Annotated in this window: 28 protein-coding genes; 13 read left to right on the plus strand and 15 right to left on the minus strand. The window is 63.1% G+C overall.

The features are described from left to right. Window positions 1-32: 32 nt before the first annotated feature. The 3 genes from GGQ66_RS17210 (at window position 33) to GGQ66_RS17220 (ending at window position 1,764) form a co-directional block, all read left to right on the plus strand. Window positions 33-449, plus strand: coding sequence for a MerR family transcriptional regulator (locus GGQ66_RS17210; protein ID WP_183794021.1), 417 nt, complete (start codon window positions 33-35; stop codon window positions 447-449). A 191-nt stretch (window positions 450-640) separates the two neighbouring features. Next, window positions 641-1,129 (plus strand): GNAT family N-acetyltransferase, encoded by a 489-nt coding sequence (locus GGQ66_RS17215; protein WP_183793970.1) that lies wholly within the window; start codon window positions 641-643, stop codon window positions 1,127-1,129. A 44-nt stretch (window positions 1,130-1,173) separates the two neighbouring features. After that, entirely contained in the window at window positions 1,174-1,764 is a 591-nt protein-coding gene (locus tag GGQ66_RS17220) for a type 1 glutamine amidotransferase family protein (RefSeq protein WP_183793971.1), read from the plus strand. A 14-nt stretch (window positions 1,765-1,778) separates the two neighbouring features. Here GGQ66_RS17220 and GGQ66_RS17225 read toward each other — a convergent pair whose 3' ends face one another. The 4 genes from GGQ66_RS17225 to GGQ66_RS17240 form a co-directional block, all read right to left on the minus strand. Further along, a complete protein-coding gene (locus GGQ66_RS17225) occupies window positions 1,779-2,687 on the minus strand; it encodes a cytochrome c (protein WP_183793972.1) in 909 nt (302 codons plus the stop codon). Between the two features lie 75 nt (window positions 2,688-2,762). Then, complete coding sequence (locus tag GGQ66_RS17230; RefSeq protein ID WP_183793973.1) at window positions 2,763-3,203, minus strand: c-type cytochrome; 441 nt, start codon at window positions 3,201-3,203, stop codon at window positions 2,763-2,765. 182 nt (window positions 3,204-3,385) lie between these two features. Further along, the gene (locus GGQ66_RS17235) at window positions 3,386-3,988 is read right to left on the minus strand and encodes a superoxide dismutase (protein ID WP_183793974.1); all 603 of its coding nucleotides are present in this window, start codon (window positions 3,986-3,988) and stop codon (window positions 3,386-3,388) included. Between the two features lie 192 nt (window positions 3,989-4,180). Then, entirely contained in the window at window positions 4,181-5,062 is an 882-nt protein-coding gene (locus tag GGQ66_RS17240; RefSeq protein WP_183793975.1) for a branched-chain amino acid aminotransferase, read from the minus strand. Window positions 5,063-5,336: 274 nt separating this feature from the next. Here GGQ66_RS17240 and tam point away from each other — a divergent pair, with 274 nt between their 5' ends. The 3 genes from tam (at window position 5,337) to GGQ66_RS17255 (ending at window position 7,807) form a co-directional block, all read left to right on the plus strand. Then, window positions 5,337-6,107, plus strand: coding sequence for a trans-aconitate 2-methyltransferase (gene tam / locus GGQ66_RS17245; RefSeq protein WP_183793976.1), 771 nt, complete (start codon window positions 5,337-5,339; stop codon window positions 6,105-6,107). Window positions 6,108-6,201: 94 nt separating this feature from the next. Further along, window positions 6,202-7,029 carry an aldo/keto reductase gene (locus GGQ66_RS17250; protein WP_183793977.1) on the plus strand — a complete coding sequence of 276 codons (828 nt, stop codon included), beginning with the start codon at window positions 6,202-6,204 and terminating at the stop codon, window positions 7,027-7,029. 136 nt (window positions 7,030-7,165) lie between these two features. Further along, a complete protein-coding gene (locus tag GGQ66_RS17255) occupies window positions 7,166-7,807 on the plus strand; it encodes an outer membrane protein (RefSeq protein WP_183793978.1) in 642 nt (213 codons plus the stop codon). Between the two features lie 3 nt (window positions 7,808-7,810). Here the strand turns inward: GGQ66_RS17255 and GGQ66_RS17260 are convergent, their stop codons facing one another. After that, window positions 7,811-9,631: a methyl-accepting chemotaxis protein gene (locus tag GGQ66_RS17260; RefSeq protein WP_370686377.1), complete on the minus strand. Its 1,821-nt coding sequence runs from the start codon at window positions 9,629-9,631 to the stop codon at window positions 7,811-7,813. A 173-nt stretch (window positions 9,632-9,804) separates the two neighbouring features. Then, complete coding sequence (locus GGQ66_RS17265) at window positions 9,805-10,194, minus strand: hypothetical protein (protein WP_183793979.1); 390 nt, start codon at window positions 10,192-10,194, stop codon at window positions 9,805-9,807. 288 nt (window positions 10,195-10,482) lie between these two features. On the opposite strand from GGQ66_RS17265, the gene GGQ66_RS17270 reads away from it, so the two are divergent. Together GGQ66_RS17270 and GGQ66_RS17275 are read left to right on the plus strand one after the other, a co-directional pair. After that, window positions 10,483-12,054: a helicase HerA-like C-terminal domain-containing protein gene (locus tag GGQ66_RS17270; RefSeq protein ID WP_183793980.1), complete on the plus strand. Its 1,572-nt coding sequence runs from the start codon at window positions 10,483-10,485 to the stop codon at window positions 12,052-12,054. A gap of 299 nt (window positions 12,055-12,353) precedes the next feature. Next, window positions 12,354-13,208, plus strand: coding sequence for a D-amino-acid transaminase (locus tag GGQ66_RS17275; RefSeq protein ID WP_183793981.1), 855 nt, complete (start codon window positions 12,354-12,356; stop codon window positions 13,206-13,208). A gap of 21 nt (window positions 13,209-13,229) precedes the next feature. On the opposite strand, the gene GGQ66_RS17280 is transcribed toward GGQ66_RS17275, so the two are convergent. Further along, window positions 13,230-14,012: a VOC family protein gene (locus GGQ66_RS17280; RefSeq protein ID WP_183793982.1), complete on the minus strand. Its 783-nt coding sequence runs from the start codon at window positions 14,010-14,012 to the stop codon at window positions 13,230-13,232. A 102-nt stretch (window positions 14,013-14,114) separates the two neighbouring features. Next, window positions 14,115-14,894: a VOC family protein gene (locus GGQ66_RS17285; protein ID WP_183793983.1), complete on the minus strand. Its 780-nt coding sequence runs from the start codon at window positions 14,892-14,894 to the stop codon at window positions 14,115-14,117. 66 nt (window positions 14,895-14,960) lie between these two features. Between GGQ66_RS17285 and GGQ66_RS17290 the strand changes: the two genes are divergently transcribed. Together GGQ66_RS17290 and GGQ66_RS17295 are read left to right on the plus strand one after the other, a co-directional pair. Further along, a complete protein-coding gene (locus tag GGQ66_RS17290; protein ID WP_183793984.1) occupies window positions 14,961-15,428 on the plus strand; it encodes a MarR family winged helix-turn-helix transcriptional regulator in 468 nt (155 codons plus the stop codon). Window positions 15,429-15,509: 81 nt separating this feature from the next. Further along, on the plus strand, window positions 15,510-16,544 hold the full coding sequence (locus tag GGQ66_RS17295) for a methyl-accepting chemotaxis protein (RefSeq protein WP_183793985.1): 1,035 nt from the start codon (window positions 15,510-15,512) through the stop codon (window positions 16,542-16,544). A gap of 81 nt (window positions 16,545-16,625) precedes the next feature. Here the strand turns inward: GGQ66_RS17295 and GGQ66_RS17300 are convergent, their stop codons facing one another. Further along, the gene (locus GGQ66_RS17300) at window positions 16,626-17,051 is read right to left on the minus strand and encodes an organic hydroperoxide resistance protein (RefSeq protein ID WP_183793986.1); all 426 of its coding nucleotides are present in this window, start codon (window positions 17,049-17,051) and stop codon (window positions 16,626-16,628) included. A 173-nt stretch (window positions 17,052-17,224) separates the two neighbouring features. On the opposite strand from GGQ66_RS17300, the gene GGQ66_RS17305 reads away from it, so the two are divergent. After that, entirely contained in the window at window positions 17,225-17,680 is a 456-nt protein-coding gene (locus GGQ66_RS17305) for a MarR family winged helix-turn-helix transcriptional regulator (protein ID WP_183793987.1), read from the plus strand. A gap of 63 nt (window positions 17,681-17,743) precedes the next feature. Here GGQ66_RS17305 and GGQ66_RS17310 read toward each other — a convergent pair whose 3' ends face one another. Together GGQ66_RS17310 and GGQ66_RS17315 are read right to left on the minus strand one after the other, a co-directional pair. Next, window positions 17,744-18,466, minus strand: a complete 723-nt coding sequence (locus GGQ66_RS17310; protein ID WP_370686378.1) for a L,D-transpeptidase — start codon at window positions 18,464-18,466, stop codon at window positions 17,744-17,746. Between the two features lie 142 nt (window positions 18,467-18,608). After that, window positions 18,609-19,439: a L,D-transpeptidase gene (locus tag GGQ66_RS17315; protein WP_183793989.1), complete on the minus strand. Its 831-nt coding sequence runs from the start codon at window positions 19,437-19,439 to the stop codon at window positions 18,609-18,611. A gap of 175 nt (window positions 19,440-19,614) precedes the next feature. Here GGQ66_RS17315 and GGQ66_RS17320 point away from each other — a divergent pair, with 175 nt between their 5' ends. Next, window positions 19,615-20,118, plus strand: a complete 504-nt coding sequence (locus GGQ66_RS17320) for a hypothetical protein (protein WP_183793990.1) — start codon at window positions 19,615-19,617, stop codon at window positions 20,116-20,118. 12 nt (window positions 20,119-20,130) lie between these two features. On the opposite strand, the gene GGQ66_RS17325 is transcribed toward GGQ66_RS17320, so the two are convergent. The 3 genes from GGQ66_RS17325 to GGQ66_RS17335 are packed head-to-tail and all read right to left on the minus strand — an operon-like array spanning window position 20,131 to window position 24,315. Beyond that, entirely contained in the window at window positions 20,131-21,732 is a 1,602-nt protein-coding gene (locus GGQ66_RS17325) for a cisplatin damage response ATP-dependent DNA ligase (RefSeq protein ID WP_183793991.1), read from the minus strand. Then, on the minus strand, window positions 21,732-22,742 hold the full coding sequence (locus GGQ66_RS17330; RefSeq protein ID WP_183793992.1) for a ligase-associated DNA damage response exonuclease: 1,011 nt from the start codon (window positions 22,740-22,742) through the stop codon (window positions 21,732-21,734). The genes GGQ66_RS17325 and GGQ66_RS17330 overlap by 1 nt, the downstream gene beginning before the upstream one ends. 49 nt (window positions 22,743-22,791) lie before the next feature. Further along, window positions 22,792-24,315 (minus strand): MDR family MFS transporter, encoded by a 1,524-nt coding sequence (locus GGQ66_RS17335; RefSeq protein WP_183793993.1) that lies wholly within the window; start codon window positions 24,313-24,315, stop codon window positions 22,792-22,794. 110 nt (window positions 24,316-24,425) lie between these two features. Between GGQ66_RS17335 and GGQ66_RS17340 the strand changes: the two genes are divergently transcribed. Then, on the plus strand, window positions 24,426-24,965 hold the full coding sequence (locus tag GGQ66_RS17340; protein WP_183793994.1) for a MarR family winged helix-turn-helix transcriptional regulator: 540 nt from the start codon (window positions 24,426-24,428) through the stop codon (window positions 24,963-24,965). A gap of 293 nt (window positions 24,966-25,258) precedes the next feature. Here GGQ66_RS17340 and GGQ66_RS17345 read toward each other — a convergent pair whose 3' ends face one another. After that, window positions 25,259-25,480, minus strand: coding sequence for a hypothetical protein (locus GGQ66_RS17345; protein ID WP_183793995.1), 222 nt, complete (start codon window positions 25,478-25,480; stop codon window positions 25,259-25,261). Between the last annotated feature and the right edge of the window lie 122 nt (window positions 25,481-25,602).

A 25,602-nucleotide genomic window follows, 5' to 3' on the forward strand; every position in this document is an offset into this window, starting at 1 on the left:
TCTATAGCTCCAGAAACTATATGTATGGCCCCATGTTCTCCATCGGCGATCTTTCCCGGCGCACCGGCGTCAAGGTTCCCACCATCCGCTATTACGAGCAGACCGGCCTGATGGCGGCGCCCGACCGCAGCGAAGGCAACCAGCGGCGCTACGAGCCCGCCGATCTCGAACGGCTGGGGTTCATCCGCCACGCCCGCGATCTTGGTCTGTCCATCGAGGCGATCCGCGAGCTCATCACGCTCTCGGCCCACCCCGAACGGCCCTGCGCCGATGTCGACCGCATTGCGGCGGAACATCTGGCCGATGTTCGGGCCCGCATTGCCCGGCTGACACGGCTGGAGGAAGAACTGGCGCGCATGGTTTCGGCCTGCGACGGACACCATCCGCTCGGTGAATGCAAGGTGATCCGCTCGTTGACGGATCACGGGCTTTGTCATGGCGAGCATTGAAAATGCCGCTTGACAGCCGGGAATTTCAGGAGCAGTTTCCCGCCATGATCAACGCACGCGCACTCATCTCCTGCACGTATTTTTGGGCCTACCGGTAACGGGCGGCTCGACAGATCACTTTGTCAACAAGCCGCCGTCAGGCGGCTTTGTTGTATCAAGCATCCTGACGGCAGATCGAAGGATGCAATGCAATGACCGAAGATACCGCCGCAACCCTGCCCCGCCCGCCGGTGGTCACCATCCGCGCGCCGCGCCCGGCGGACCTGCCCCAGCTTGCCGTCATGATCGCCGCGCTTGCCGCCCATCATGGCGATGCCGCCGAAACCACGCCCGAGCGACTGGAGCGCGACCTGTTCGGTCCGCATCCCTGGATCTCCGCACTGGTGGCCGAAGCCGATGAGGACCTGATCGGCTACGCCATCATGGTGCCGATGTACCGCGCCGAGCAGGGCAAGCGTGGCATGGATCTGCATCATCTCTTCGTAGCCGACGGTCATCGCGGCAGCGGTATCGGCCAGCACCTCGTCGATTGCGCGCGCAGCCATGCCCTGAACGCCGGCTGCGACTTCCTGTCGGTCAGCGCCGCCACCGGCAATTTCGCCGCGCACCGCTTCTACGAGCACATGGACTTCACGCCGCGCCCCGTAACCGGAATGCGCTTTCTTCAGGCTATTGCCTGAGGAAAGCCGTGACCTATATGGCAGTTAAAATCTGGGAGGATGACATGCCGAAACTCGCTGTACTCTTGACCGATGCATTCGCAGACTGGGAAGCCGCCCCGCTCATGGCGGCGGCACGCGGCTATCTCGGTGTCGAGATCGTAACGGTGTCGCCGGGCGGCACGCCTGTCACGTCGATGGGCGGGCTGCGCATCACCCCCGACATGGCGCTCGAAACCTTGACGCCGGATGAGATCGATGGCCTTGCGATCATCGGCGGCATGATCTGGGAAACGGCCGCCGCGCCGGACCTCGGCCCGGTCGTTCTTGCCTTCCGTCGCGCCAACCGGGCCATCGGCGGCATCTGCGCCGGAACCCTGGCCATTGCCCGCACCGGCATTTTGCGGGGCGTGACCCATACCAGCAACTCCAAGGCTTTCCTGTCGACGAGCGAGCACTACCACGGCCATTCCAGCTATCTGGACGTGCCTTTTGCCGTGCGTGACGGTCATCTCGTGACCGCCTCCGGCATGGCGCCCGTCAGCTTTGCCCGTGAAATGCTCGTCGCCCTCGGAGCGATGACTGACGAGGCCAGCGACTACTTTGCCCAGTTCGCCGACGAACATTGCCCCACCGCCTACCGCAAGGCGTCGTAAGGGACCTCAGCCCCTCACTTCGCGGGAATGGCCTTGAGATAGGCGGCGATGGCAGCGCGATCGTCGCTACTCAGATGCGCCATGTTCTGCTGCACGGACACCATGGAACCGCCGACCGAATCGAAATCGGGCGTGAAGCCGGTTTCGAGATAGGTGGCGATTTCATCCGCGCTCCAGGCACCGATACTCTTCGAACCGGGCGTGATGTCGGGGATCGTGCCGGGCCCGTCCGGGTTCGGCCCACCGGCCAGCCACTCGCCCGCCTTGAAACCGCCAAGCGCATCGCGCGGTGTGTGGCATTCGCCGCAATGGCCCGGCCCTTCGACCAGATATTGCCCGCGCAGCACCTGATCGCTGGCACCGGCCAGTTCCACGCGCGGCGCATCGGTGAAATAGAGCAGCTTCCAGCCGCCGACGGCCAGACGAATGTTGAACGGGAACGGCAGATCATGCGCCGGTGCAACATTGGTGCTGGCCGGCAGCGTTTTCAGGAAGCCGAAGAGATCGGCGATATCCTGATCCTTCATGCGGGCGTAGGAGGCGTAGGGGAAGGACGGATAGAGGTGCTCCCCCTCGCGACCCACGCCGCGCTTCATCGCATTGCCGAATTCGCTGACGGTCCAGCCGCCGATACCGGCGGTCACATCCGGCGAGATGTTGGGGACATGAAAGGTGCCGAAGGGGCTCTCGATCGCCAGGCCGCCGGAAAGCACCAGCTTGGCATCGCCCGTTGCGCCGGGTGCTGAATGACAACTTGCGCAGCCGCCCGCATAAAATACGGTCTTGCCATTTTCGAGATCGGGGGCTTCGAGGCTTTCCCAGTATTCGCTCGGCAGGGGTGCCGGGGCCGTCAACCACAGTCCACCGCCTGCCCCGACGACCACGAGCGCGGCGAGCGCCGCAACGGATTTCCTGAGCCCCATGATCAAACCCCTTGAAATGCGAGAATGGGGCGGCAGCCCTTCAAGACCGCCACCCGTCTTTCAGCGACAATACGATCAGCGCTTGACGCGGTAGGCCTGATGGCAGGCGGCGCAGTTGGCGCCAATCGTGCCAACTGCCGCGCCGACGCCGGCGGCGTCTGCCGGCACGCTGGCCAGAACCGTCGCAACATCGGCGGCGAGCTTGTCATTGGCAGCCTTGAAGCCGGCCGAATCTTCCCAGATCTTGATGCTGGCTTCCGTTTCGAAACCGGTTTCCGAACCCTTCGGGAAGTGGTTGTGGAAATCCTTGGCAACCTCGGCGATCTTGTCGAGCGAGGTTTTGACGACTGCGGCGTCATAGGGCTTCTGGGCCTTGGCGATGGCAGAGAGCGCGCCCATGGCAGCGCCCATATCCTTCATTTCCTGCTGGCGGACTTCCTGCGGTTCGGCCGCGATGGCCATGGTCGAACAGAGAGCAGCGGCGACAAGGGCGGCGAAAGCGGATTTCAGCTTCATTCGGACAATCTCCATCTGGTTCTGCCATCACCCACGGGTGCGGCGCGGCATTCTTGCATTGGCGACCCTAATTCTGGAAAGTCACATTCCGTTGAAGCGGGCGCAGAACGGTTGAATCTTTGTTCACAAAAACAAAACCCCCAGCCTTGCAGCCGGGGGTTTCGAAAGGGCGCAGCCGGGGCTTACTTGACGGCGGCTTCGTACATTTCCAGCACGTAATCCCAGTTGATCAGGCTGTCCACGAAGGCTTCGAGGTACTTCGGACGGGCGTTGCGGTAGTCGATGTAGTAGGAGTGTTCCCACACGTCGACGCCGAGGATCGGAGATGCGCCGTGAACCAGCGGGTTTTCGCCGTTCGGGGTCTTGGAGATGGCGAGCTTGCCATCCTTGACCGAAAGCCAGGCCCAGCCCGAGCCGAACTGCGTGGTGCCGGCAGCGATGAAGTCAGCCTTGAACTTGTCGTAGCCGCCGAGGTCGGAAGCGATTGCGGCTTCCAGCTTGCCAGGCAGCTTGGTGCCGCCGCCATCCTTCTTCATCCACTTCCAGAAGTGGACGTGGTTGTAATGCTGGGCAGCATTGTTGAAGAGGCCGGCATTGGTGCCGAAGGACTTCTTCACGACTTCTTCCAGCGAAAGGTCCGACAGGCCGGCTTCGGCGGCAAGCTTGTTGCCGTTGTCGACATAGGCTTTGTGGTGCTTGTCGTGGTGATATTCCAGCGTCTCGGCCGACATGAACGGGGCAAGCGAGTCGTAGGCGTAGGGGAGTTCCGGAAGTTCAAAAGCCATGGGTCAATCCTCCTTGGGCTTCTCGAAAAGGGAAAAACGTATGCAGGGGAACATAGGAGCGAGGCCCGCCGGAGGCAACCTGCAAATCGTCAAAAAGACGCCCAAGGTCCCGAAATCGCATCCTAAATTTCTTTGCATGGAGAGCAGGATATTCCGCCGCGCCTGGCCGGGCGGCGGCACATCCGTTCGCGATCAGATATCGGCGGCGGAACCGGCCCAGTCCATGTAGAGGTCAAGCGCCTTGGCCGTGACCGGACCCGGCTGGAAGCTGCGGTCATCGATCTTGGTGACCGGCGAGACCTTGGAATAGTTGCCGGTGCAGAACACCTCGTCGGCGTTGAGGAAATCCTCGACGGAAAGGGTCGCTTCACGCACTTCGAAACCGGCCTGACGCAGCAGGCCCATGACGCGGGCGCGGGTGATGCCGGCGAGGAAAGTGCGGTTGGCGACGGGCGTCAGGACAACGCCGTCCTTGACGAGGAAGATGTTGGAGGCAGCGGTTTCCACGACATTGCCGTTCATGTCACGCATCAGCGCATTATCGAAGCCGCGGGCACGGGCTTCCACGATGGCGCGGCCGCTGTTCGGATAAAGGCTGCCGGCCTTGGCGTCGGTCATGGCCGTTTCCGGCGAAGGGCGGCGGAAGGGCGAGACGGTGAGCGTGGTCGGGTGGCCGGAATCCATCGGCGCTTCGAAGAGGCAAAGCGCGAAGCGGGTCGATTCCGGATCGGGTGCGACGATGGAGCCCGGGCGGCCATGTTCGGCCCAGTACATCGGCTTGATGTAGATCGCCGTCTTGCCGTCGAACTTCTTCACGCCTTCCAGCGCCAGCGTCATGATTTCCTCGGCCGTGTGAACCGGCTTCATGCCCATGTTGAGCGCCGAACGGTTGACGCGCTGGCAATGCAGGTCGAGATCCGGCGCCAGACCATCGAACCAGCGGGCGCCGTCGAACACGGTGGAAGCCAGCCACATGGCATGCGAAGTGGGTCCGATGAGCGGCGGATTGCCCGGAAGCCATTCTCCTTCGACATAGGTCCAGGTGGTGGATTTCGGGGAAGTATCGACAGCCATTTCTCGTCTCCTTGGCAAAGCACCGCAGGCGCTTGCGGCGCGCGGGCGCTCGCACTCAAGTCCAAGGGGCTTGGAGAGGTCAAGCGGAATTTTGGCAGGGCGACAAGTTTTGCGAAAAAGCTGTGCGGTGCCATGCCCGCTCTCAGGAATTTTTTTCTGAATCAACACGTTGATGTGCGGGTACCATCACAAAAAATGATGGACGTCGCCCTGCTTTGCTTTGCAGGTGTCGCAAAGCCGTGCCACGATGCGGCACACGACGAAGGAGACGAACATGGCGTGGTCTGCCGGACAATACCTGAAATTCGAGGATGAGCGCACCCGGCCGGCGCGCGATCTTCTGGCGCAGGTGCCGCTGGAGACGGCGCAGCGCGTTGTCGACCTCGGCTGCGGCCCTGGCAATTCGACCGAGCTTCTGGTGGCACGCTTCGGCACGGCAGGCGTCGCCGGGCTCGACAGCGACGAGAACATGCTGGCAGCCGCCCGCAAACGCCTGCCGGATACGCCCTTCGAAAAAGCCGATCTGGAAAGCTGGCTGCCGCCGGAACCGGTGGACCTGCTCTATGCCAACGCCGTGTTTCAGTGGGTGCCGGATCATGTTTCCGTGCTTGCCCGGTTGATGGACGGGCTGAAACCCGGCGGCGTTCTCGCGGTGCAGATGCCCGACAACCTTGGCGAGCCCCTGCATGTTTGCATGGAGGAAGCCGGCGCCGCCGGGCCTTGGGCTCCGGCCTTTGCCGACGGAAGGATGCGCCGCAGGCCGCTGCCGGCCCCGTCCACCTATTTCGACCGGCTGGGGCCGAAGGCCTCGCGCGTCGATGTGTGGCACACGATCTACAATCACCCGATGGCGAGCGCCGAAGCCATCGTCGAATGGGTGAAGGGAACGGGGCTTCGCCCCTATCTCGATGCCGCCGGGCCGGAGCATCGCGATGCCTACATCGCCGATTACACCGCCCGCATCGATCGCACCTACCCCGCCATGGCGGACGGTCGCCGGCTCTTGCGCTTTCCGCGTCTGTTCGTGGTGGCGGTCAAGGCCTGAGGCTTGATCCGCAGCGCGAGCGCTCCATCTTGTCGGATAGACCTTTGGGTGCGGCGATGATCGCGCCCCTTTCTGCTGCTCGAAAGGAAAAACCATGCACGTCGTCAGCGCCAATGGCGCCAATATACCCGCACTCGGTTTCGGCACGTTTCGCATGAAGGAAGATGCGGTTCACGCCATTCTGCCCAAGGCGATGGCGCTGGGTTTCCGCCATATCGATACCGCGCAGATCTACAAGAACGAGGCGGCGGTCGGTGCCGCCATCAAGCAGAGCCGCGTTCCCCGTGCCGATGTCTTCCTGACCACCAAGGTCTGGGTGGATCGCTTCCGGCACGACGACCTTCTCGCCTCCGTGGATGAAAGCCTCACCAGGCTGGAGACGGATTACGTCGATCTTCTGCTGCTGCATTGGCCGAAAAGCGATGTGCCGCTGGCCGAGCGCATCGGAGCACTGAACGATGTGGTGAAGGCCGGCAAGGCCCGCCATATCGGCATTTCCAATTTCAACACGACGATGATGGCGGAGGCGGTGAAGCTCTCGGATGCGCCGCTCGCCACCAATCAGGTGGAATATCATCCCTATATCGACCAGACCAAAGTGATCGAGGGCGCGCGCAAGGCCGGGCTTTCGGTGACCGCCTATTATGTGATGGCCGATGGCAAGGTGCCGAAAGACCAGCTTCTGCGTGAAATCGGCGCGACCCACGGCAAGACCGCCGCGCAGGTGGCCCTGCGCTGGGTGGTGCAGCAGGACGGGCTCGTGGCGCTTTCCAAGACCGCGACCGAAGCACGGCTGAAGGAGAATTTCGACATTTTCGATTTTGCGCTGACCCCGCACGAAATGCAGGCGATCCACGCGCTCGCAGCGCCCGATGGCCGGATCATCAACCCCGCCCATCTGGCGGAAGCCTGGGACGACTGACATTTTTCCGGCGCTTTCGCGTGCATAATGGCAAAAGAGTGCGAAAAATGGCGGGCGGAGGGATCGAATCCGCCGCTCGCGCATTGAAAGAGACATGAAACCCGTCCGTTCCATGGAAACCGCAAGGGAGACTGTCATGAAGACGATGCTTCTCACCTCGGCGTTCATCGCTTTTGCCGTGCCGGCGTTTGCTGCCGATGCCGTCTATGCCCCGCCGGAAGCGCCTCTTCCCGTTGAGAACCCGACTGCCGTGCCGTTCACCTGGTCCGGCCCCTATCTCGGCGTGCAGGGCGGCGGAAGCTGGCTTTCGGGCGACTTCACACTCGGCGGCGTGCGCAGCCAGGAAAGTTTCGATGGCGGCGTGCTCGGCGCCTTTGCCGGGTTCAACCACCAGTTCGACAACAACGTCGTGGCCGGTATCGAAGGCGATCTGAGCTATAACTGGAACGAAAGCGACGTGCAGGGCCTCGGCAATGCCGGCACTGACCTCAATGGCGCCGTTCGCGCCCGCCTCGGCTTTGCCATCGACCGCGCATTGATCTACGGCGCCGCCGGCTGGACTGCCGCCAGCGGCTATACCGACATTCCCGGCGTGACCAAGGACTCGAAGACCATGAACGGCTACACGCTCGGTGCCGGCATCGATTATGCCATCACCGACAAGATGTTCGGTCGTGTCGAATATCGCTTCAACGATTACGGCAAGCAGGACATCGGACCGTCGACCTTCGACATGAAGGAAAACCGCGTAACGGTCGGCGTGGGCGTGAAGTTCTAAACCTCAGGCAGCGCGAGCCGTTTCGGTCTCCTGCCCCTGGAAGGCAAATTTGCCGACGAGATCGCGCAGGGCCTGCGCCTCATGGGCCAGAGCCACGGAACCGGCATTCGATTCCTCCACCATCGCGGCGTTCTGCTGGGTGGTGTGATCGAGTTGGTTGATAGCGCCATTGACCTCGGCGATCCCCGTCGACTGCTCGCGCACGGAGAGGTTGATCGCTTCCATCTGCCGGTTGATCTGGCCGATCAGATCGCTGATCTCGGCAAGTGCCGCGCCCGTATTGCGCACGAAGCTCACGCCACGCTCCACTTCCGTCGCCGAATTCCGGATGAGCGACTTGATCTCCTTGGCGGCTGTGGCCGACCGGCTGGCGAGTTCGCGCACTTCCTGCGCCACCACTGCAAAGCCCTTGCCGGCCTCACCGGCACGCGCGGCCTCGACGCCGGCATTCAGCGCCAGAAGATTGGTCTGGAAGGCGATTTCGTCGATCACACCGATGACGCTCGCAATCTGCCGCGACGATTGTTCGATGCGGTGCATCGCATCTTCGGCCGTGCGCACCACTTCGCTCGATTTCTGCGCGCAGGTATCGGCGCGGTCGGCGATTTCGCGGGCCTCCTCCGTCCGTTTCGCCGAATTGCTCACATTGGCGGTAATCTGCTCCAGTGCCGCCGCCGTCTCTTCCAGCGAGGCGGCTTGAAGCTCCGTGCGGCGGGCGAGATCATCGGCGCTGGCGGCGATTTCGCGGCTGCCGGTTTCCACCGCCTCAACCGAGTTTGAGATATGGAACAGCGTATCAGCCAAACGCTGGATGGCGCTGTTGAAATCATGGCGCAACGGCTCGAATTCAACGGCAAAGGGCTGGTCGATCTGGAAGGCAAGATCACCGGCGGCCAGCCGGTTCAGCGCCAGCGCCAGACTGGAGGTTGCAAGCCGTAACCGTTCCGTGGCATTTTCTTCCGCCACGCGCTGGGTCTCCAGCCGTTCCGCCTCGGCCCGTTTCCGCTCCTCTTCCGCCCGCAATTCCAGTTCGCGCTTGTCGATAGCCGCCAGCCGGAAGGTTTCAACCGCCCCGGCCATTGCGCCCATTTCATCGCTGCGACCGACATAGGGAACGGTACTTTCGGCGTCCCCACCCGCCAGCACGCGCATGGCCCGCGTCAGACGCCCCACCGGCAGCGCAATCGAGCGATAAACGAAGATGCCGGCCAGAAGCGCAATGAGAACGGAAACCCCCGCAAGAACATAGGCAAAGCGGATATTCTCCTCGGCCGCCGCGGCGTTGCGCGCCCAGCCTTCCGCCGCCGCATTCTGGCTGGACGTGACGATACCGGCGGTGAGTTTCGAGATGGTGTTACCGATGCCGCTCATGGTGGCGAGATACATGCGGGCATTCTTTTCGTTGCCCTGACCGGAATAGAAAAGCAGCGACTTGCCGATCTTGTTGTAGGAAGCCAGTTGCTTGTCCAGGTTTTCGATGGCCGCCTTGTCGCCGTCTACGGCCTGCGCCGCATATTGGGCCACGGCATCCTTGATGCGGTCGTTGATGGCCGCGATCTTTGCTTCGGCTTCCGCCTTCTCGATGCCCAGAACGTGTTGGCCATAAGCCTCCCGCAGCCGCACCGCATCGGTATCGATGCCCTTGGCCAGCGTGATGCCGGTTTCCGCCGCTTTGGCGATCTCCTGGCTGTTGTCGCTGATATCGCGCACAGAGCCGACCGACGACCAGGCGATCAGCACCGAAATGGCCGCCAGCCCGCCGATCGTGCCGGTCAGGCTATGCCGGATGCCCGGACGACGGGCGCTAAATTTCAAGCGACGCACAGCTTTTCCTCATTTTGTCGGACAACCTGAGTACAGCGTGCAAAAAGGAGATAAAGATATATTTAATTCGATTGAAATTCAGTTTCTGGGCGGAATGCGGCCCCGCGCACGCCAGCACCTGAAACGCAAAAGGCCGGGATCGCTCCCGGCCCTGTTCGATCGAACGGTTCGGATCAGACGAACTGCTTGAGGCCCGGCACCGAGGCGATGACGTTGTCGACGACTTCGTCGCCGGCATATTCGCGTGCCGTTGCCATGGTGGACTTGGCGAGTGCCGTGATTTCACCCATGCCGAGACCTTCGGACATGAGCTGCTGGCCGAGACCCATGACGCCGCCGCCGCCGATGGCGCTCATCAGGCCGCCGAGCAGGCCCTTGCTCTGACCTTCGCCGTTATACTTGGCCACCAGTTCGATGGCGCCCGGAAGGGCCTCGATCATCTTGGCAACCGGGCCGTCTTCACCCTCGCGCTGCAGGAAGCCGAGCATCATCCCCAAGGCCTTTTCGGCCAGTTCCGGGCTGATGCCCACCTGTTCGGCAATCTTCGCAACCATTTCGTTCATGGAAATCCCTCCGGTAATTTTGACGTTAACGTCAAGGTAAATCAACTTTTCACCGAACACAAGCGCAAGGCGTATTCCGGCGGAAACGGTATCGACTATACGCCGCTTCCGCGACTCACGCGACCGTTGTCGCCACCGATGTCTGTCCTTATAAGATCAGTAGGATGATTCAATGACGGACGCCATGCGCCGAACGCCGCAGGCAAAGTTCAAGCGATCATCGACGCCATTGCGGAAGAAATCCGCTTCGCCCATTTCCGGGATGACCGGTAAGGAGAGACCAGCATCATGCTTCAGGACGGCAAGCTCTATATCGGCACCAGCCGCAACCCCGATGAAAGCCTTAACAAGGGTGAATATCTGGAACTGAAGTTCGGCAACCGCCATGGCCTCGTGACCGGCGCAACCGGCACCGGCAAGACGGTTTCGCTGCAGGTGATGGCCGAGGGCTTTGCCCGCGCCGGCGTGCCGGTCTTTGCCGCCGATATCAAGGGCGACCTTTCCGGCATTGCCGCCAAGGGCGAGCCAAAGGGATGGGTTACGGCCCGCGCCGAGCAGATCGGCTTTACCGATCTCACCTTCGATCAGTTTCCGGTGATTTTCTGGGATCTTTACGGCGAAAAGGGCCACCGGGTTCGCACCACCATTGCGGAAATGGGCCCGCTGCTTCTGGCCCGGCTCATGGATGCGTCGGAAGCGCAGGAGGGCGTGCTCAACATCGCCTTCAAGATTGCCGATCAGGGCGGCCTGCCGCTGCTCGACCTGAAGGACCTTCAGGCCATGCTCAACTACATGGCCGAGCATGCCAGCGAGCTTTCCAACCAGTTCGGCCTGATTTCCAAGGCCTCCGTCGGTTCGCTCCAGCGCGGCCTGCTTATTCTGGAGCAGCAGGGCGCGCAGCATTTCTTCGGTGAGCCGGCGCTCGACATCAAGGACATCATGCGGGTCAATCACGAGGGCAAGGGTACGATTTCCGTGCTTGCCGCCGACAAGCTGATGATGAACCCGCGCCTTTACGCCACCTTCCTGCTGTGGCTGCTCTCCGAACTCTTCGAGGAACTGCCTGAGATCGGCGATCCGGAAAAACCGCGCCTCGTCTTCTTCTTCGATGAAGCCCATCTTCTGTTCAACGATGCGCCGAAGGTGCTGGTGGAGCGCGTGGAACAGGTGGTGCGCCTCATCCGCTCCAAGGGCGTCGGCGTCTATTTCGTCACGCAGAACCCGCTCGACGTGCCGGAAACGATCCTCGCCCAGCTTGGCAACCGTGTGCAGCACGCCCTGCGCGCCTATACGCCGCGCGAGCAGAAGGCGGTGAAATCCGCCGCCGATACGTTCCGCCCCAATCCGGCCTTCAACGCCGCGGAAGCGATCACCGCGCTCGGCACCGGCGAGGCGCTGGTTTCGACGCTGGAGGGCAAGGGCGCGCCGACCATGGTGGAACGCACGCTGGTGCGCCCGCCCTCCGCCCGCGTCGGACCGCTGACGGATCAGGAGCGTGCCGGCATCATCGCAACCAGCCCGGTATCCGGCCTCTACGACAAGGATATCGACCGCGAATCCGCCTTCGAAATGCTGAACGCCCGCGCCGCCAAGGCAGCGGAAGCCGAAGCGGCGAAAAAGGCGGAGGAGGAACGCCGCAAGAACGGCGTGCAGGAAGGCTCTGCCGGCGGTCGCTGGACCCTGCCCGGCTTCGGCGACAAGCCGGCCGAAGACAGCGCCGAAGCAAGGCCGAAGGCCCGCACCGGCGGCTATCAGCGCGAAACGGTGATCGAAGCGGCCATGAAGAGCGTGACCCGCACCGTGGCCACCCAACTCGGTCGCGCGATCGTGCGCGGCATTCTGGGAAGCCTGAAGCGGTAAGGGCGGCGCGGGAACCTCGCCGGATTTCCTTCTCCCTCGGGGAGAAGGTGGCCCGAAGGGCCGGATGAAATGGCCTGCGCGACGGGTTCCTTTTCCGTCCCCCTCATCCCGCTGCCGCGACCTTCTCCCGATCAGGAGAAGGAGGAGGGCCTCTTCCTCCGGATTCCAATGAGGCGCGGAAGCTGGAGGGCCCCTCCCTCTCCCGCGCCGCCACATTCGCGGCATGTTCCGCAACCATAAGCAACCGTCGCGCCCGGTCCCTGTGGCGCATGAACGAACAAGGCATTGCGGAGCATCCGATGGCGAGAATTGTTTATGTCAATGGCGCGTGGGTCGACGAGACCGAGGCCAAGGTTTCCGTCTTCGATCGCGGCTTCCTCTTCGCCGATGCCATCTACGAGGTGACGGCCGTTGTCGGCGGCAAGCTCGTGGGGTACGCGGGCCATGCCGAGCGGCTGAAGCGATCGCTCGATTCCATCGGCATTCCGCATCCTTTCACGGATGAGAGCCTGCTGGCCCTTCACCGCGAAATCCTCGCCCGCAACAACCTCACCGATGGCGCTATCTATCTGCAGATCTCGCGCGGCGCGGAAGACCGCGACTTCTTCTACTCGGACGATCTGACGCCCACCTTCGTCATGTTCACCCAGGCACGCCCGGTGCTCGACAATCCGAAGTGGAAGACAGGCATCGCCGTCATCACCATGCCCGAAGGCCGTTGGGCCAACCGCCAGATCAAGACCGTCCAGCTTCTCTATTCGTCGCTTTCCAAGATGGAAGCGAAGCGGCAGGGCGCGGATGACGTGCTGTTCGTGGAAGACGGCGTGATCACCGAATCCGGCTCTTCCAACGCCCACATCATCACGAAGGACGGAACGCTGGTGACACGGGCGCTTTCCAACGCGCTGCTGCATGGGATCACCCGCGCCTCCATCCTCGACGTTGCGCGCAATGCCCAGATCAAGGTGGAGGAACGCGGCTTCACACCCGAGGAAGCGCTGGAGGCTGCAGAGGTCTTCATCTCGTCCGCCGGAGCCTTCGTCATGCCGGTCGTCTCCATCGACGGCAAGGCCATCGGCGACGGCAAGCCGGGACCGATGACGGCACGGCTGCGCGATCTCTACATCGAATACGAACTGGCCCACGCCATCTGACGGGCAACGGGCGGAGCAGCCTCAGCGCTTCTCCGCCACGACATTGAAATAGGCGCCCTGCGGATCGGTCGCCTGGGCGATCCAGCGGTCGCCGAACACTTCACGCGGACCGAAAACGATGGCGCCGCCCGCGTCGGTAATGCGGGCCAGTGCGGCATCGAGACTGTCCACCGCGACATAGAAGCTCCAGAAGGCCATCGGGCATTCGTCCGGCTTCCTCATCATGCCGCAGCACACCTCGCCATTGATGGAAACGAGCTGGTAGGTACCCTTTTCGCCCATATCGATGGCCTCGGCCTTCTTCCAGCCGAACAGCTTTTCGTAAAAGGGAAAGACCACATCCGGATCGCCGCCCAGAAGCTCGTTCCAGACCACCGTGCCCGGCTTGCCCGGCGTGACGCAGGGTAGCGGGTTCTCCATCGGCACCGGCGTGAAGACGATGAAAACCCCGCCGAAGGGATCGGCGACCACCGCAAGACGCCCGACCCCCGGAATATCTTCCGGCTGGCGACGCACCGACCCGCCGAGCATGACGAGATCGGCAAGGCAGAGGTCCACATCGTCAATGAGGATATAGCCGGTCCAGTTCGGCGGAATGCCTTCAGCCAGATGAATGGCCTGCAACTCCAGTATTCCGCCGATGCCGACCGGTTCGCCCGCCACTTCCAGCACCGTGTAATCCATCGACGGCATGTTGACCGTCTTGGCGCTCCAGCCGGCCACCGCCTTGTAAAAGGCAGCGGCGGCTGCAACATCCGTGGTCATCAGTTCGTACCAGATGAACTGCCCGAACTCTTCCGGCATTCCCGTCTCCCCGATCGCCGCCCTGAACGCGCGCCCCGCGCGTCCATGAACCTATAGGGCCATGAAAGCAGACGTTCCGCAACCGGAAAGACCTGCAAAAGTTCAGCGCGTCATCGAGGCCAGCGAGAAGAGCGCGCCTTCCCTGTCCAGACAGTTGAGAATGAAGGAACCGCCCGGCACTTCCTGCGGGCCGTGCAGCACCTTGCCGCCGGCTGCCGCCACACGGGCCGCCGCAGCCTCGATGCCATCGACATTGATGTAATAGTTCCAGGTGGGCGGTCCCATGTCCGGCGTCGCCGTCATCATGCCGCCGAGCCCCTGGCCTTTAAGGTCGAAGCACTGGTAGATGCCCATGTCGCCCATATCGACCGCAAGGCTCTTCTCCCAGCCGAACAGACGGGAATAGAAGGCAAAGTCCGCCTCCCGGTTGCCGGCATAAAGCTCGCGCCAGCCGAAAGTGCCCTGGCTGCCGGGCGCGGCAGAGGCTGGCAGCGGTCCCTCGGGCATGTTGGGCCGGAACAGGCAGAAGACAGCGCCATGCGGATCGTTGACCACCGCGAAACGGCCGATGCCGCCGGGAATGTCCTCCGGCCCTTTGAGCAGCCTGCCGCCGGTGGCGACGATTTCGGCGACGGTCGCATCCACATCATTGGCGGCAATATAGCCTATCCAACCCGGACGCGCGCCGGAACAGGCCATGTCCGGGTTGATCGCCATCATGCCGGCCACGCCCATTTCGAAACCGGGAACGCTGAAAATGGTGTAATCGCCGTGCGGCTCGCCCTGGGGCTTCGCCTCCCAGCCCACGACAGCGCCGTAAAATGCCGTGGCGGCTGCCGTGTCCGCGCTCATCAGTTCATACCAGATGAAACTCCCTTGCATGCCACGCCCTCCTTGTGCGACATCACGATCCTTGACGATATAGGTTGATATAAACATATTTGCACCATGTCAAATCCGCAAGTGATTCCCTTCGCCACCACGCTCCATGTCAAGGATACCTGCCTGTGCCTGCATGCGCAGCGCGCGGCCCGCGCGCTGGCCCGCCGGTTCGATGCGGCGCTGAAGCCGTTCGGCCTGACGAACCAGCAATTTTCGCTGATGATGGCGCTGAACCGGCCGGAACCGCCGACCATTGCGCCGGTCGCCAGCCTGCTGGCCATGGACCGCACGACGCTGACGGCAGCGCTGAAGCCGCTGGAGCGACAGGGCTGGGTGAATGTGGAAACCGACGCACGCGACAAGCGCGGCAGGCGCCTGCGCCTGACCGATGCGGGCATGGCGGTTCTGGTGGCGGCGTTGCCGGAATGGAAACGCCTGCATGGTGAAATCGAGGCGGACCTCACCGCCATCGATGCCGACAGCCTGCGCCGCGGCCTGCTGGACATATCGGCACCGCCAAAATCCGGAGAGTGACCCTGCTCCGCAAGGCATTTGCGGTTTGTTAAGTGCAATGCAGCATTGTTGTTGCCTTGCAACCCGAGCGAGCCCACCCCCATGAGTGCAGCCACCGTTTCCATCAGCGATATCTCCAGCAAGTCGGAGGAAGTGCGCGATATCGCCGTTGGCAAGGTCAGTGAAATCCGCGCCATCAACCGGCGCATGCGGATGCTGGCGCTCAACGCACTGATCGAGGCAGCGCGCGCCGGTGAGGCCGGACGGGGTTTTGCGGTCGTCAGCCAGGAAGTGCGCAATATTTCCGAAGAGGTGGAAATTCTCTCCAAGGCGCTGGAAGCGGAACTGGCCGAGGAAATCGACGCCATGTCGCATCTGGCGCGGGTGATGAACGAGAGCAGCAACGGCCAGCGGCTGGTGGACCTTGCGCTGAACGCCATCGAGATCGCTGATCGCAATCTGTACGAGCGTACCTGCGACGTGCGTTGGTGGGCGACCGATTCCGCCTTCGTCACTGCGCTGGCGGAACCCGGCAACGAGGCATTCGCCTTTGCCGCGGAACGGCTGGAAACCATCCTGCGGGCCTATACGGCGTATACCGATCTCTGGCTGTGCGATACTAGCGGCAAGGTGGTGGCCTCCGCCAGGCGCGGCCAGTTTGCCGTGACGGGCGAGAGCGTGAACGACCGAAGCTGGTTTCGCCGCGGCCTGTCGCTTTCGACCGGCGACGATTTCCACGCCGAGGACGTTTCCCGCGAACCGCTTCTGGGCGACGCGATCGTCGCCACCTATACAACACCGGTGCGGGTCGGCGGCCGGGCGAACGGCAAGCCGCTCGGCCTGCTCGCCATCCATTTCGACTGGCAGGCGCAATCGGATCTCATCGTCAAGGGCGTGCGCCTGACCGACGACGAACGCCGCAACAGCCGCGTGCTGATCACCGACCGGAACAATCGCGTCATCGCCGCCTCGGACGGCATGGGCATTCTCACCGAACGCATCGAGGGCATGGCCCACGGGCCGCAGGGCTGGGCCCTGTCCAAGCATGGGCGGCTTATCGCCCATCATACCACGCCGGGCTACGAGACCTATGAAGGCCTTGGCTGGCGCGGCGTCATCATCCAGACGCCGGAGTGACCGGCAGCGACCGCAACCGGCGGCAGGAACAAAGGCGACGCCAGAAAGCGCCGCCTTTTTCAATCAGGCCAACCCGTTCCATCAGGCCAGCGTGACCGGCACTTCGGTTGCGGTGCGCATGGCATGGCTGTAGGGGCAGACGATGTGGGCGGCAGCGACAAGCGATTCCGCCAGATCGCGGTCAAGGCCGGGAATGTCGACCGTCAGCGCCACTTCGATGCCGAAGCCGGTGCCATCGTCACGCGGGCCGATGCCGACCTTGGCGGAAACCGTGGTATCGTCCGGGATCTTCACCTTCTTCTGACCGGCCACGAAGCGCAGCGCGCCGAGGAAGCAGGCGGAATAGCCGGTGGCGAAAAGCTGCTCGGGATTGGTGCCGCGCGCGCCATCACCGCCCAGTTCCTTGGGAACGGTCAACTGAACATCGAGAACGCCGTCTTCCGTCCTGGAGCGACCCGAACGTCCGCCGCCGGTTGCTGTCGCGCTGGTGGTGTAGAGAATTGCCATTGTCTGTCTCCTTCGGTTGGCGCCGGCCCCGCCGGCTGTGCTATGGCTAATTATGTATCGCACAATTAAATTGCGCGCAACTGTTTTTTGCGCATTGCATTTTTATGCCGCGCTTGCGACAATTCAGGCGTGATTTCAGGCGTCATCGCCACAGAAGAACATAGGACAGGTTCATGGAAGGGAAAGAGGCGCTCGCAAAAGAACTGGTGCTGGACCGCCAGCTTTGCTTTGCGCTTTACGGCGCATCGCTGGCCATGAACCGCACCTACAAGCCGCTGCTGGAACCGCTCGGCCTCACCTATCCGCAATATCTGGCCATGATGGTTCTGTGGGAAACGGACCATCTGCCGGTGAAGGTTCTGGGCGAGAGGCTGGGGCTCGATTCCGGCACGCTTTCACCGCTGCTCAAGCGGCTTGAGCAGGCCGGTCACGTTACGCGGACGCGCGACAGCGCCGACGAACGTCAGGTGACGGCGTCGCTGACACCGCAGGGCGCAGCGCTGAAGGAAAAGGCCATCGATGTGATGATGGGGTTCGGTGCCGCCACAGGATGCAGCTTCGCGGAAATGGCCGCGCTGCGCGACACCCTCAAAGCGTTGCGCACGCGGCTGGACGCCGCCCAGACCTGAAACATGCCGTATCGCAAAGCCGCTGTGCGCCTTTGCGAGACATTCATCGGGCGGCGCTTTCCCTTACTGCCAGACGATGATGCGGGCCTTGGTGGGCACGCGCTCGTAAAGATCGAGAATATCGTGGTTGAGCAGGCGCACGCAGCCTGACGACACGGCTTTGCCGATGGAATTCCATTCGGGATTGCCGTGCAGGCGGTAAAGCGTGTCCTGCCCGTTCTGGAAGATATAGAGCGCGCGGGCACCGAGCGGGTTCATGAGGCCCGGCGGCATGCCGCCATTGCGCGAGGAATATTGCTCCAGCTCCGGCTGACGGGCGATCATTTCGTCCGGCGGGGTCCATTTCGGCCACTTCTGACGCCACTGGATGACGCCTGCACCGCTCCAGGCAAAGCCCTCGCGACCGATGCCGACGCCGTAGCGCATCGCCATGCCACCGGGTTCGACGAGATAGAGGAAGCGCGAGGGCGTATCGACCACCACCGTGCCGGGCGCCTCGCCCGTCGGATCAACCACCTGCTGGCGATAGAAACGCGAGGGGATTTTCCAGTAGGGCACTGCGGGAATGACGAAGCCGCCATCCTCGATCTGGCCGTACATGGCATCGAGTTCGGGTGTGCGACTGCCGGAGGGACCAACCGGCGGCGGCGTGATCGGACGGCGCGGATCGCTGTAGATGACCTGCTGGTTCGGCGACACGCAACCGGCAAGACCGGCGGCGGAAGCTGTGGCAGCGAGTGAAAGGAACCGGCGGCGGGAGAGGAAGAAAGTCTGATCCATCGACAATACGGAAAACCCACAAAAGGAAATACACCCCGAAACGGGCAAAGGGCCGAATGGTTCCGGCCCTTGCTGTTCATAGGCCCGCTTTCGCGCGGCCGCTATGGTTAATGTGATCCTTCACGCCGATTTGCAGGCGGTGTGACTTTCACAGGACGACGATTTCCGCCTTGCCGCCGACGCGGTCGAAGAGATCGATGACATCCTGATTGAACATGCGCACGCAACCCGACGAGGTTGCCTTGCCGATGGACTGCCAGTCCGGCGTGCCGTGGATACGATAGAGCGTATCCTTGCCGCCCTTGAAAATGTAGAGCGCGCGCGCGCCAAGCGGGTTGTTGAGACCGGGCACCATGCCGCCATTGGCGGCGGATACCGTACGCAGTTCGGGCTGGCGCGACACCATATCCTGCGGCGGCGTCCAGCGCGGCCACTTCGCCTTGTACTGGATCACGCCGCGGCCCGACCATGCATAGCCGTCACGACCAAGGCCGACGCCATAGCGGATCGCCCGACCGCCCGGCTGCACGAGATAGAGAAACTTCTGGGCCGTATCGACCACGATGGTGCCGGGCTTTTCCGCCGTCTGGTAATCGACTTCCTGGCGCAGATAGCGCTGGTCGACGCGCTGCAGCGGAATTTCCGGCAGGGTGTGGCCATCATCGGCAATGACGCCATACATGGCCCTGTGCAGCGGATTGGTGACCGGCATGCCATAGGTCTGGTGGAACTGGGTCTGGTAGATGTTGCGCTTCTGCGGCGCCCTGGCTTCCGGACGAATGGGCTGCACCTTGGCCGGGTTCTGCGCCACCTGCGTTCCATCCTGCGAATAGAAGACCGGCATCGTCTCCTGAACGAAGACATCCGGGTTCATGCGGCTGGTGTCGGTGACGAAAAGGCAGCCGCTGAGCGACAGGACGGCGGCAAGACCGGCAACAAGGCCGGGAACGCGGCGAAGGCTGGGGCGGAAGCTGTGCATGGGAACCGTTCGTGCAAGATGACGTCATCCCCTGTCTATCGCCCCCGGCTTTCGCGAAACTGGCGCGTGACGCATGCCGTCAACAACGAAGACTGGGATGACCGCGCCGCAAGGATTGCTGCCGGCCTCCACTCGCCCTTACGGTGCGGCCGTCCATCGAGAGGGGTTCGGGAGCATGAAAATTCGTTTCGCCGCCATTGCGGCCATCGCCATCGCCGCATTGAGCGGCTGCACCACCACGGAAGAGGCCCAGCAGGTCATCCAGTCACGCTGGATCGGCCAGCCGACCGACCTGTTCTTCACGCAATATGGCCCGCCGCTTTCCAGCTACCAGCTCGGCAATGGCAGCGTGATCCACACCTGGCGCGGCGGCGATACGACCCGCTACATCGCGCCAACCTATTCCAGCCCGACGCCTGCGAAAGCGACGACCACCACCGTTCGCGAGGAAGTGGCGCCCGGCAGGGTTGTGACGCGGACGACCACGGTCGGCGCCTATCCGCCGGCGCAGCCGCAGATGATTTCGCCGCCGCAATATCAGGCGCTTTTCTGCGAGTTGCAGATCACCGAAACGCCGGATCGCCGCATCGCCTCCATCCGCGCCTCGCGGGATACGGACGGCGAAGGCCTCAGCCTTTCGCGTTGCGCCGAGGTTTTGAACGCGCATCCCAAGAAGTAAGCCGCCCACTCGTCAGGGCGGCAGCATGGCTTCCAGCACCGCAAGCCTGTCGGCATCCGCCGGCAGCTTGTCGGCACGCAGCCGCGCGATGCGGGGAAAGCGCAGCGCCACACCCGAGCGATGACGCGTCGAACGCTGGATGCCTTCGAAGGCGAGTTCCACCACGAAGCCGAAGCCGGGCTCCGCCCGCACCGAGCGCACCGGGCCGAAGCGCTCCACCGTGTTTTCGCGCACAAAGCGATCGAGCACTTCCAGCTCGGCATCGGTGAAGCCGAAATAGGCCTTGCCGACCGGCACGAGTTCCGGCCCCGCCTCGCCATCGCGCCAGAGGCCGAAGGTGAAGTCGGAGTAATAACCGGAGCGTTTGCCATGGCCGCGCTGGGCATAGAGCAGCACGGCATCGACATTATAGGGATTGCGCTTCCACTTGAACCAGGGGCCCTTGGCGCGGCCCGCCTGATAGGGACTGTCCCAGCGTTTCATCATCACGCCCTCGATCACCGGATCGGGCGGGGTGGAGCGCAGCCGGTCCAGTTCGTCCCAACCCGTGAACGACACGAGCGGCGAGAGATCGAACCGGTCGTGCGGCAGGCGGGAAACCACATCCTCCAGCCGTTGACGGCGCTCGCCAAAGGGCAGGTCGCGGCGGTCCACGCCGCCCTCGTCGAGCAGATCATAGGCGCGGATGAAGGCCGGGAATTCATCGATCAGCTTGCGGGTCACCGTCTTGCGGTTCAGCCGCTGCTGGAGATCGGAAAAGGTGCGGGTGGCGGCATTGCTGCGTGCCGTGCCGCCGATCAGAAGCTCGCCGTCGATGACGCCTTCGAAGGTATCGTCGGCCAGAACCTCGGGAAACGCGGCGGAAATATCGTCGCCGGAGCGGGAATAGAGCCGGCAGGTGGCGCCCGATTTCACGAGCTGGATGCGGATGCCGTCCCACTTCCATTCGGCGGCGAAATCGGCGGGGTCGAGTTTCTCGAGATCGCCCTCGCCGACCGGCGTCGCCAGCATCGGCGAACGGAAGACGGCGGGGCTTTCGATCGTCAGTTCGGCGGTACGGCCTTCCAGCCACGCGAAGAGATCGCCATAGGGCGGGGAAACGCCGTGCCACACGGCTTCCAGATCGTCCACCCCGCGCCCGAAGGCATCGGCCAGCGCCTGCCGCGCGAGGCGGCCTGAAACACCGATGCGAAGCCCGCCGGTGACGAGCTTGATGAAGGCGAAGCGCGGCGAGGTTTCCAGCCGGTCGAGCATGGCGCGCACGAAACCACGGACCTCCGTGCGCCCCAGCGCGTTCATCGCCTCGATGGTTTCACCGAGGCCGGGATCGCCCGGCTCGCCCTCCGGTTTCCAGACCAGCGACACGGTTTCGGCGAGATCGCCGACATAATCATAGGACCACTGAAAGAGGATCGGGTCCATGCGCTCGGCCACAAGTTCGCGGATCAGCGCCGGCTTCACGCTTTTCAGCGTCAGCGTGCCGGCAAGCGCGGCCAGGCCATAGCCGCGATCCGGATCGGGCGCGGTGCGGAAATATTCGGACAGGAGCGCCAGCTTGCCGTTGCGCGACGGCGTGACCAGAAGGCGGTCGAGCAGATGGGCGAAGCGGCGCATTACTCCCCCTCCTCCTCGTAGCCGACGAGATGCAGCGGTTTGGCGGCGATGCCGGCGAGCGAGCACCAGCGCACCAGCGCCTCCTCGCGGCCATGCGTGACCCAGACCTCCTGCGGCTGAAGCTCGCGGATCGTGCCGGTCAACTCCCCCCAGTCGCAATGGTCGGAGATCACCAGCGGCAATTCCGCCCCCATCTGGCGGGCGCGGTTCCTCACCGTCATCCAGCCGGAGGCATAGGCGGGCAGCGGATCGTTGAAGCGTCGCGTCCAGCGGTCTTGAAGCGCCGAGGGTGGAGCGATGACGATGGCGCCGCGAAAATCGACGGCCGCCCCCTTTTCGACCGTCGCCGGACGCAGATCGCCGAGCGCCACGCCTTCCGCCTCATACCAGGCGCAAAGACGCTCCATCGAACCGTGCAGGTAGATCGGCGGCCCGTAACCCGCATCGCGCAGAAGCCTGATGACGCGCTGGGCCTTGCCGAGCGAATAGGCGCCGATCAGATGCGTGCGTTCCGGAAAGACTGCCAGCGATTCCAGCACCTTGCCGATTTCCGTGCGGGGGTCGGGATGGTTGAAGACCGGCAGGCCGAAGGTCGCTTCGGTGATGAAGACATCGCAGGGCACGGGTTCGAAGGGTTCGGCGGTGGCATCCAGACCGCGCTTGTAATCACCGGAGACCACGATCCGCAGCCCATCCTTTTCCACCGCGATCTGGGCGGAACCCAGCACATGGCCAGCGGGATGGAAGGTGACATTGACACCATCGATGTCGCGCGTCTCGCCAAAACCGATGGCTTCGGATGCACCGCAGAAGCCCTCACCCATGCGGATCTTCATGATCTCCAGCGTGCGGCGCGTGGCCATGACCTTGCCATGGCCCGGACGGGCATGGTCGGAATGGCCGTGGGTAATCAGCGCCCGCGCCACGGGCCGCACCGGATCGATATAGAAATCGCCGGGCGGGCAATATAGGCCGGCGGGTGTGGGGTGCAGCAGCGCTTCCGGTTTCATGCCCCCAAAGATAGGCATGACGCGCGAAAATGGAAGGAGGCGGTGTGGCTTATGCCGCGTCTTCCGCCTTGCCCCTTGCCGCCACCGGCAACGGTACGGGCTTGAGCAGAAGGGCAGCGACGAGGCCGATGGCGGCGATGCCGATGCAGGTGATGAAGAGCGGCAGGAAGGCGGCACTATAGGCCGAAGCGACGGCGGCGCGGGCGGCTTCCGGCAGGGCGGCGAGAGCGGCAGGAGACAGGGCCGCCGGGTTTTCAACGCCGGGAATGGCCGCGGTGTGGTGGCCGACCCCGTAAGCCACGATGGCGCCGTAGATCGAGATCCCGACCGCCGCACCGGACATACGCGTCAGCGTCACAGAACCGGTCGCGGCACCGACATCGCGCTTCGGAACGGCGTTCTGCACGCCGGTGATCGGCACCTGCTGACCAAGCCCCACGCCGATGCCGTGCAGGGCAAACAGCAGGGCGACGAGGGCAAGCGGCGTTTGCGGCGTGACCTGCGTGAAGGCGATGAAGACGCAGATGGCGAGGCTGAGGCCAACGATGGAGAAGGTGCGGTAACGCCCCGTCTTCGAAATCATCCGCCCGGCAAAAAGCGACCCCAGCACGATGCCGCCGGTGAGCGGAATGAAGAAGGCCCCTGCCCTGGCCGGCGGCAGGCCGGTGGTGGTTTGCAGGAACAGCGCGAAATAGTTGACGAGGCCGATGCCGAGCGCACCGCTCATGACCGAAACCGTCAGAAGCAGCGGAAAAGCGGGATCGCGGAACAGATAGACCGGCATGATGGGTTCCGCCGCGCGGCGTTCCACCCGCACCCACAGGAGCAGGCAGACGAAGCCCGCGGCCAGAATGGCGAGTGCCTCGGGTGCAGCCAGAGAGCCGAAAATCGAGACGGAATCCGTCCACAGCACGACGCTCGACACGAAGGCGGCCAGAAGCACGGCACCGGCATAGTCGATTTTCGGCTGTCGATGCGGGCGACGATAGGGCAAGAGCAGCATCAGCGCCGTAACCACGGCAATGCCGATGGGCAGGTTGACGAGGAAGATCGCCCGCCAGCCGAACAGATCGCTGATCGTGCCGCCCAGAATCGGCCCCGTGGCGCCCGACGCCATGATGACGAGGCTGGAGTAACTCTGGTAGCGGGCGCGTTCGCGCGGTTCGAACAGATCGGCATTGATGGAGAAGATCGACACCATGATGCCGCCGCCGCCAAGCCCCTGCAGCACGCGGGCGGCAATGAGCATATCCATGGAGGGCGCGATGCCGCAGGCGAGCGAGCCCGCGACGAAGATGAGGATCGCCGCGATCATCACGTATTTGCGGCCGAAGAGATCGCCCAGCTTGCCATAGACCGGCATGACGGCGCTGGTGGCGAGCAGATACGCCGACCCCACCCAGCCGAACCGCTCCATTTCGCCAAATTCCGACACGATGGTCGGCAGCGCCGTGGAGACGATCTGGTTGTCGAGTGTGGCCATGAACATGGCCGTCAGCAGAAAGACGAAAACGGTAAGACGCCGCCCCTTGTCCGCCACGAGGGGAACCATATCCGTATTTTTCATATCCATGGGGGCGGGTCCGTTTGAGTTTGGTCAATTTATGTGCCGTTAGCATATAGTTGTCAATGACACGAAACCACGACTGCGCTATGGAAGAGACGCCCTTTCGAGGAGAGACGATGAAAGACGGTTGCGGAAAAGATCAGGGTGCGGTGGCGGATGGGATCGACTCGATCGCCCTCACGATGTCGCGTATGCGCATTCTCATCGGCCGCCGCCTCATCAGCCGGCTGGCGCTGGCCAATGTGACGCCGGGTCTCGAACTCAGCCATGTGGACGTGCTGGATGCAGTTCGCCGCATCGAAGGCGAGGCAACCGTGGGTGCCATTGCCGAGCAATTGCGCATCGACCCTTCGCGCGGCAGCCGTCTGGTGGCGGAAATGGTGTCGAGCGGCGTTCTGCGCCGCATGGCCTCGCAGGCGGATGGGCGGCGCTCGGTGATCGAACTCACCGATCTCGGCCAGCGGCTGCTTGGCGAGATGCACACCATCAAGGATGGCGTGATCCGGCAGGCCGTGGCCGATTGGCCGCAGGCGGATATTGACGCCTTTGCAAGGCTTTACGATCTGTTCGTGTGCAATTTCGAAGCGATGCTCTCGGCCAATGCCCGGCGGGAGAATCTGTGCCGCACCCCAATGTCCGGTCCGGGCGCGGGCTGAACAGCAGGCAAAAAAAGACCGTCCGGGAACCAGAGTTCACCGGACGGCCAGAACGGGTGCGCAAACCGATATCGATGCTCAGGCCCCGCCAAAACGCCCGTCATCACAAGTTCGCAGCGACCCGCATTCCGTCTTCCCGCCTTGCTGCGCGGCGAGAGCGTTTTCGAAGCCGCCGTGCCCGCTGAGATCGCGGCGGCTTCGACCACAGGAGCGCCCCGAGCGCTCCGTCCCTTTTTTCTTACTTATTCCAGCAAGGCCGCTTTTTTACCTTGCCGGAAATACTCGACATATTGTCAGGCGTGGCGAACCGTTGAGCCAGCCGAGGGTGCATTGAGCGCCGAATACATTTTCTTGCCGAGCACCAGCGCGATGGGCAACGAAACGACCAGACCGACGCCGAACGCGCCTGCAATCTGCCAACCCTTCATCATGCCCACTGCCATGACAGCAATAACGGCAGATCCGCCAAGCACGGTCGCCACAAGTACGTAAAGAACAGCCGCAAGACGAAGCATCTAACCCTCCATTTGTTTCGAGAGAAAGATTAGCGGAAATGGAATCTGTTGCTTTGATCTGGAGCAAATCGTCCGGGGCCATGGGCCTGCGCGTTTTGACGCAGGCTTCCGGAACGTTTCCA

It is taken from the genome of Allorhizobium borbori (assembly GCF_014196535.1).
Taxonomy (GTDB): Bacteria; Pseudomonadota; Alphaproteobacteria; order Rhizobiales; family Rhizobiaceae; genus Ectorhizobium; species Ectorhizobium borbori.

Coding starts and splice junctions, on each gene's coding strand:
- GGQ66_RS17210 (WP_183794021.1), top strand. CDS start 33: ATGTTCTCCATCGGCGATCTTTCCCGGCGCACCGGCGTCAAGGTTCCC.
- GGQ66_RS17215 (WP_183793970.1), top strand. CDS start 641: ATGACCGAAGATACCGCCGCAACCCTGCCCCGCCCGCCGGTGGTCACC.
- GGQ66_RS17220 (WP_183793971.1), top strand. CDS start 1,174: ATGCCGAAACTCGCTGTACTCTTGACCGATGCATTCGCAGACTGGGAA.
- GGQ66_RS17225 (WP_183793972.1), bottom strand. CDS start 2,687: ATGGGGCTCAGGAAATCCGTTGCGGCGCTCGCCGCGCTCGTGGTCGTC.
- GGQ66_RS17230 (WP_183793973.1), bottom strand. CDS start 3,203: ATGAAGCTGAAATCCGCTTTCGCCGCCCTTGTCGCCGCTGCTCTCTGT.
- GGQ66_RS17235 (WP_183793974.1), bottom strand. CDS start 3,988: ATGGCTTTTGAACTTCCGGAACTCCCCTACGCCTACGACTCGCTTGCC.
- GGQ66_RS17240 (WP_183793975.1), bottom strand. CDS start 5,062: ATGGCTGTCGATACTTCCCCGAAATCCACCACCTGGACCTATGTCGAA.
- tam (WP_183793976.1), top strand. CDS start 5,337: ATGGCGTGGTCTGCCGGACAATACCTGAAATTCGAGGATGAGCGCACC.
- GGQ66_RS17250 (WP_183793977.1), top strand. CDS start 6,202: ATGCACGTCGTCAGCGCCAATGGCGCCAATATACCCGCACTCGGTTTC.
- GGQ66_RS17255 (WP_183793978.1), top strand. CDS start 7,166: ATGAAGACGATGCTTCTCACCTCGGCGTTCATCGCTTTTGCCGTGCCG.
- GGQ66_RS17265 (WP_183793979.1), bottom strand. CDS start 10,194: ATGAACGAAATGGTTGCGAAGATTGCCGAACAGGTGGGCATCAGCCCG.
- GGQ66_RS17270 (WP_183793980.1), top strand. CDS start 10,483: ATGCTTCAGGACGGCAAGCTCTATATCGGCACCAGCCGCAACCCCGAT.
- GGQ66_RS17275 (WP_183793981.1), top strand. CDS start 12,354: ATGGCGAGAATTGTTTATGTCAATGGCGCGTGGGTCGACGAGACCGAG.
- GGQ66_RS17280 (WP_183793982.1), bottom strand. CDS start 14,012: ATGCCGGAAGAGTTCGGGCAGTTCATCTGGTACGAACTGATGACCACG.
- GGQ66_RS17285 (WP_183793983.1), bottom strand. CDS start 14,894: ATGCAAGGGAGTTTCATCTGGTATGAACTGATGAGCGCGGACACGGCA.
- GGQ66_RS17290 (WP_183793984.1), top strand. CDS start 14,961: ATGTCAAATCCGCAAGTGATTCCCTTCGCCACCACGCTCCATGTCAAG.
- GGQ66_RS17295 (WP_183793985.1), top strand. CDS start 15,510: ATGAGTGCAGCCACCGTTTCCATCAGCGATATCTCCAGCAAGTCGGAG.
- GGQ66_RS17300 (WP_183793986.1), bottom strand. CDS start 17,051: ATGGCAATTCTCTACACCACCAGCGCGACAGCAACCGGCGGCGGACGT.
- GGQ66_RS17305 (WP_183793987.1), top strand. CDS start 17,225: ATGGAAGGGAAAGAGGCGCTCGCAAAAGAACTGGTGCTGGACCGCCAG.
- GGQ66_RS17315 (WP_183793989.1), bottom strand. CDS start 19,439: ATGCACAGCTTCCGCCCCAGCCTTCGCCGCGTTCCCGGCCTTGTTGCC.
- GGQ66_RS17320 (WP_183793990.1), top strand. CDS start 19,615: ATGAAAATTCGTTTCGCCGCCATTGCGGCCATCGCCATCGCCGCATTG.
- GGQ66_RS17325 (WP_183793991.1), bottom strand. CDS start 21,732: ATGCGCCGCTTCGCCCATCTGCTCGACCGCCTTCTGGTCACGCCGTCG.
- GGQ66_RS17330 (WP_183793992.1), bottom strand. CDS start 22,742: ATGAAACCGGAAGCGCTGCTGCACCCCACACCCGCCGGCCTATATTGC.
- GGQ66_RS17335 (WP_183793993.1), bottom strand. CDS start 24,315: ATGGATATGAAAAATACGGATATGGTTCCCCTCGTGGCGGACAAGGGG.
- GGQ66_RS17340 (WP_183793994.1), top strand. CDS start 24,426: ATGAAAGACGGTTGCGGAAAAGATCAGGGTGCGGTGGCGGATGGGATC.
- GGQ66_RS17345 (WP_183793995.1), bottom strand. CDS start 25,480: ATGCTTCGTCTTGCGGCTGTTCTTTACGTACTTGTGGCGACCGTGCTT.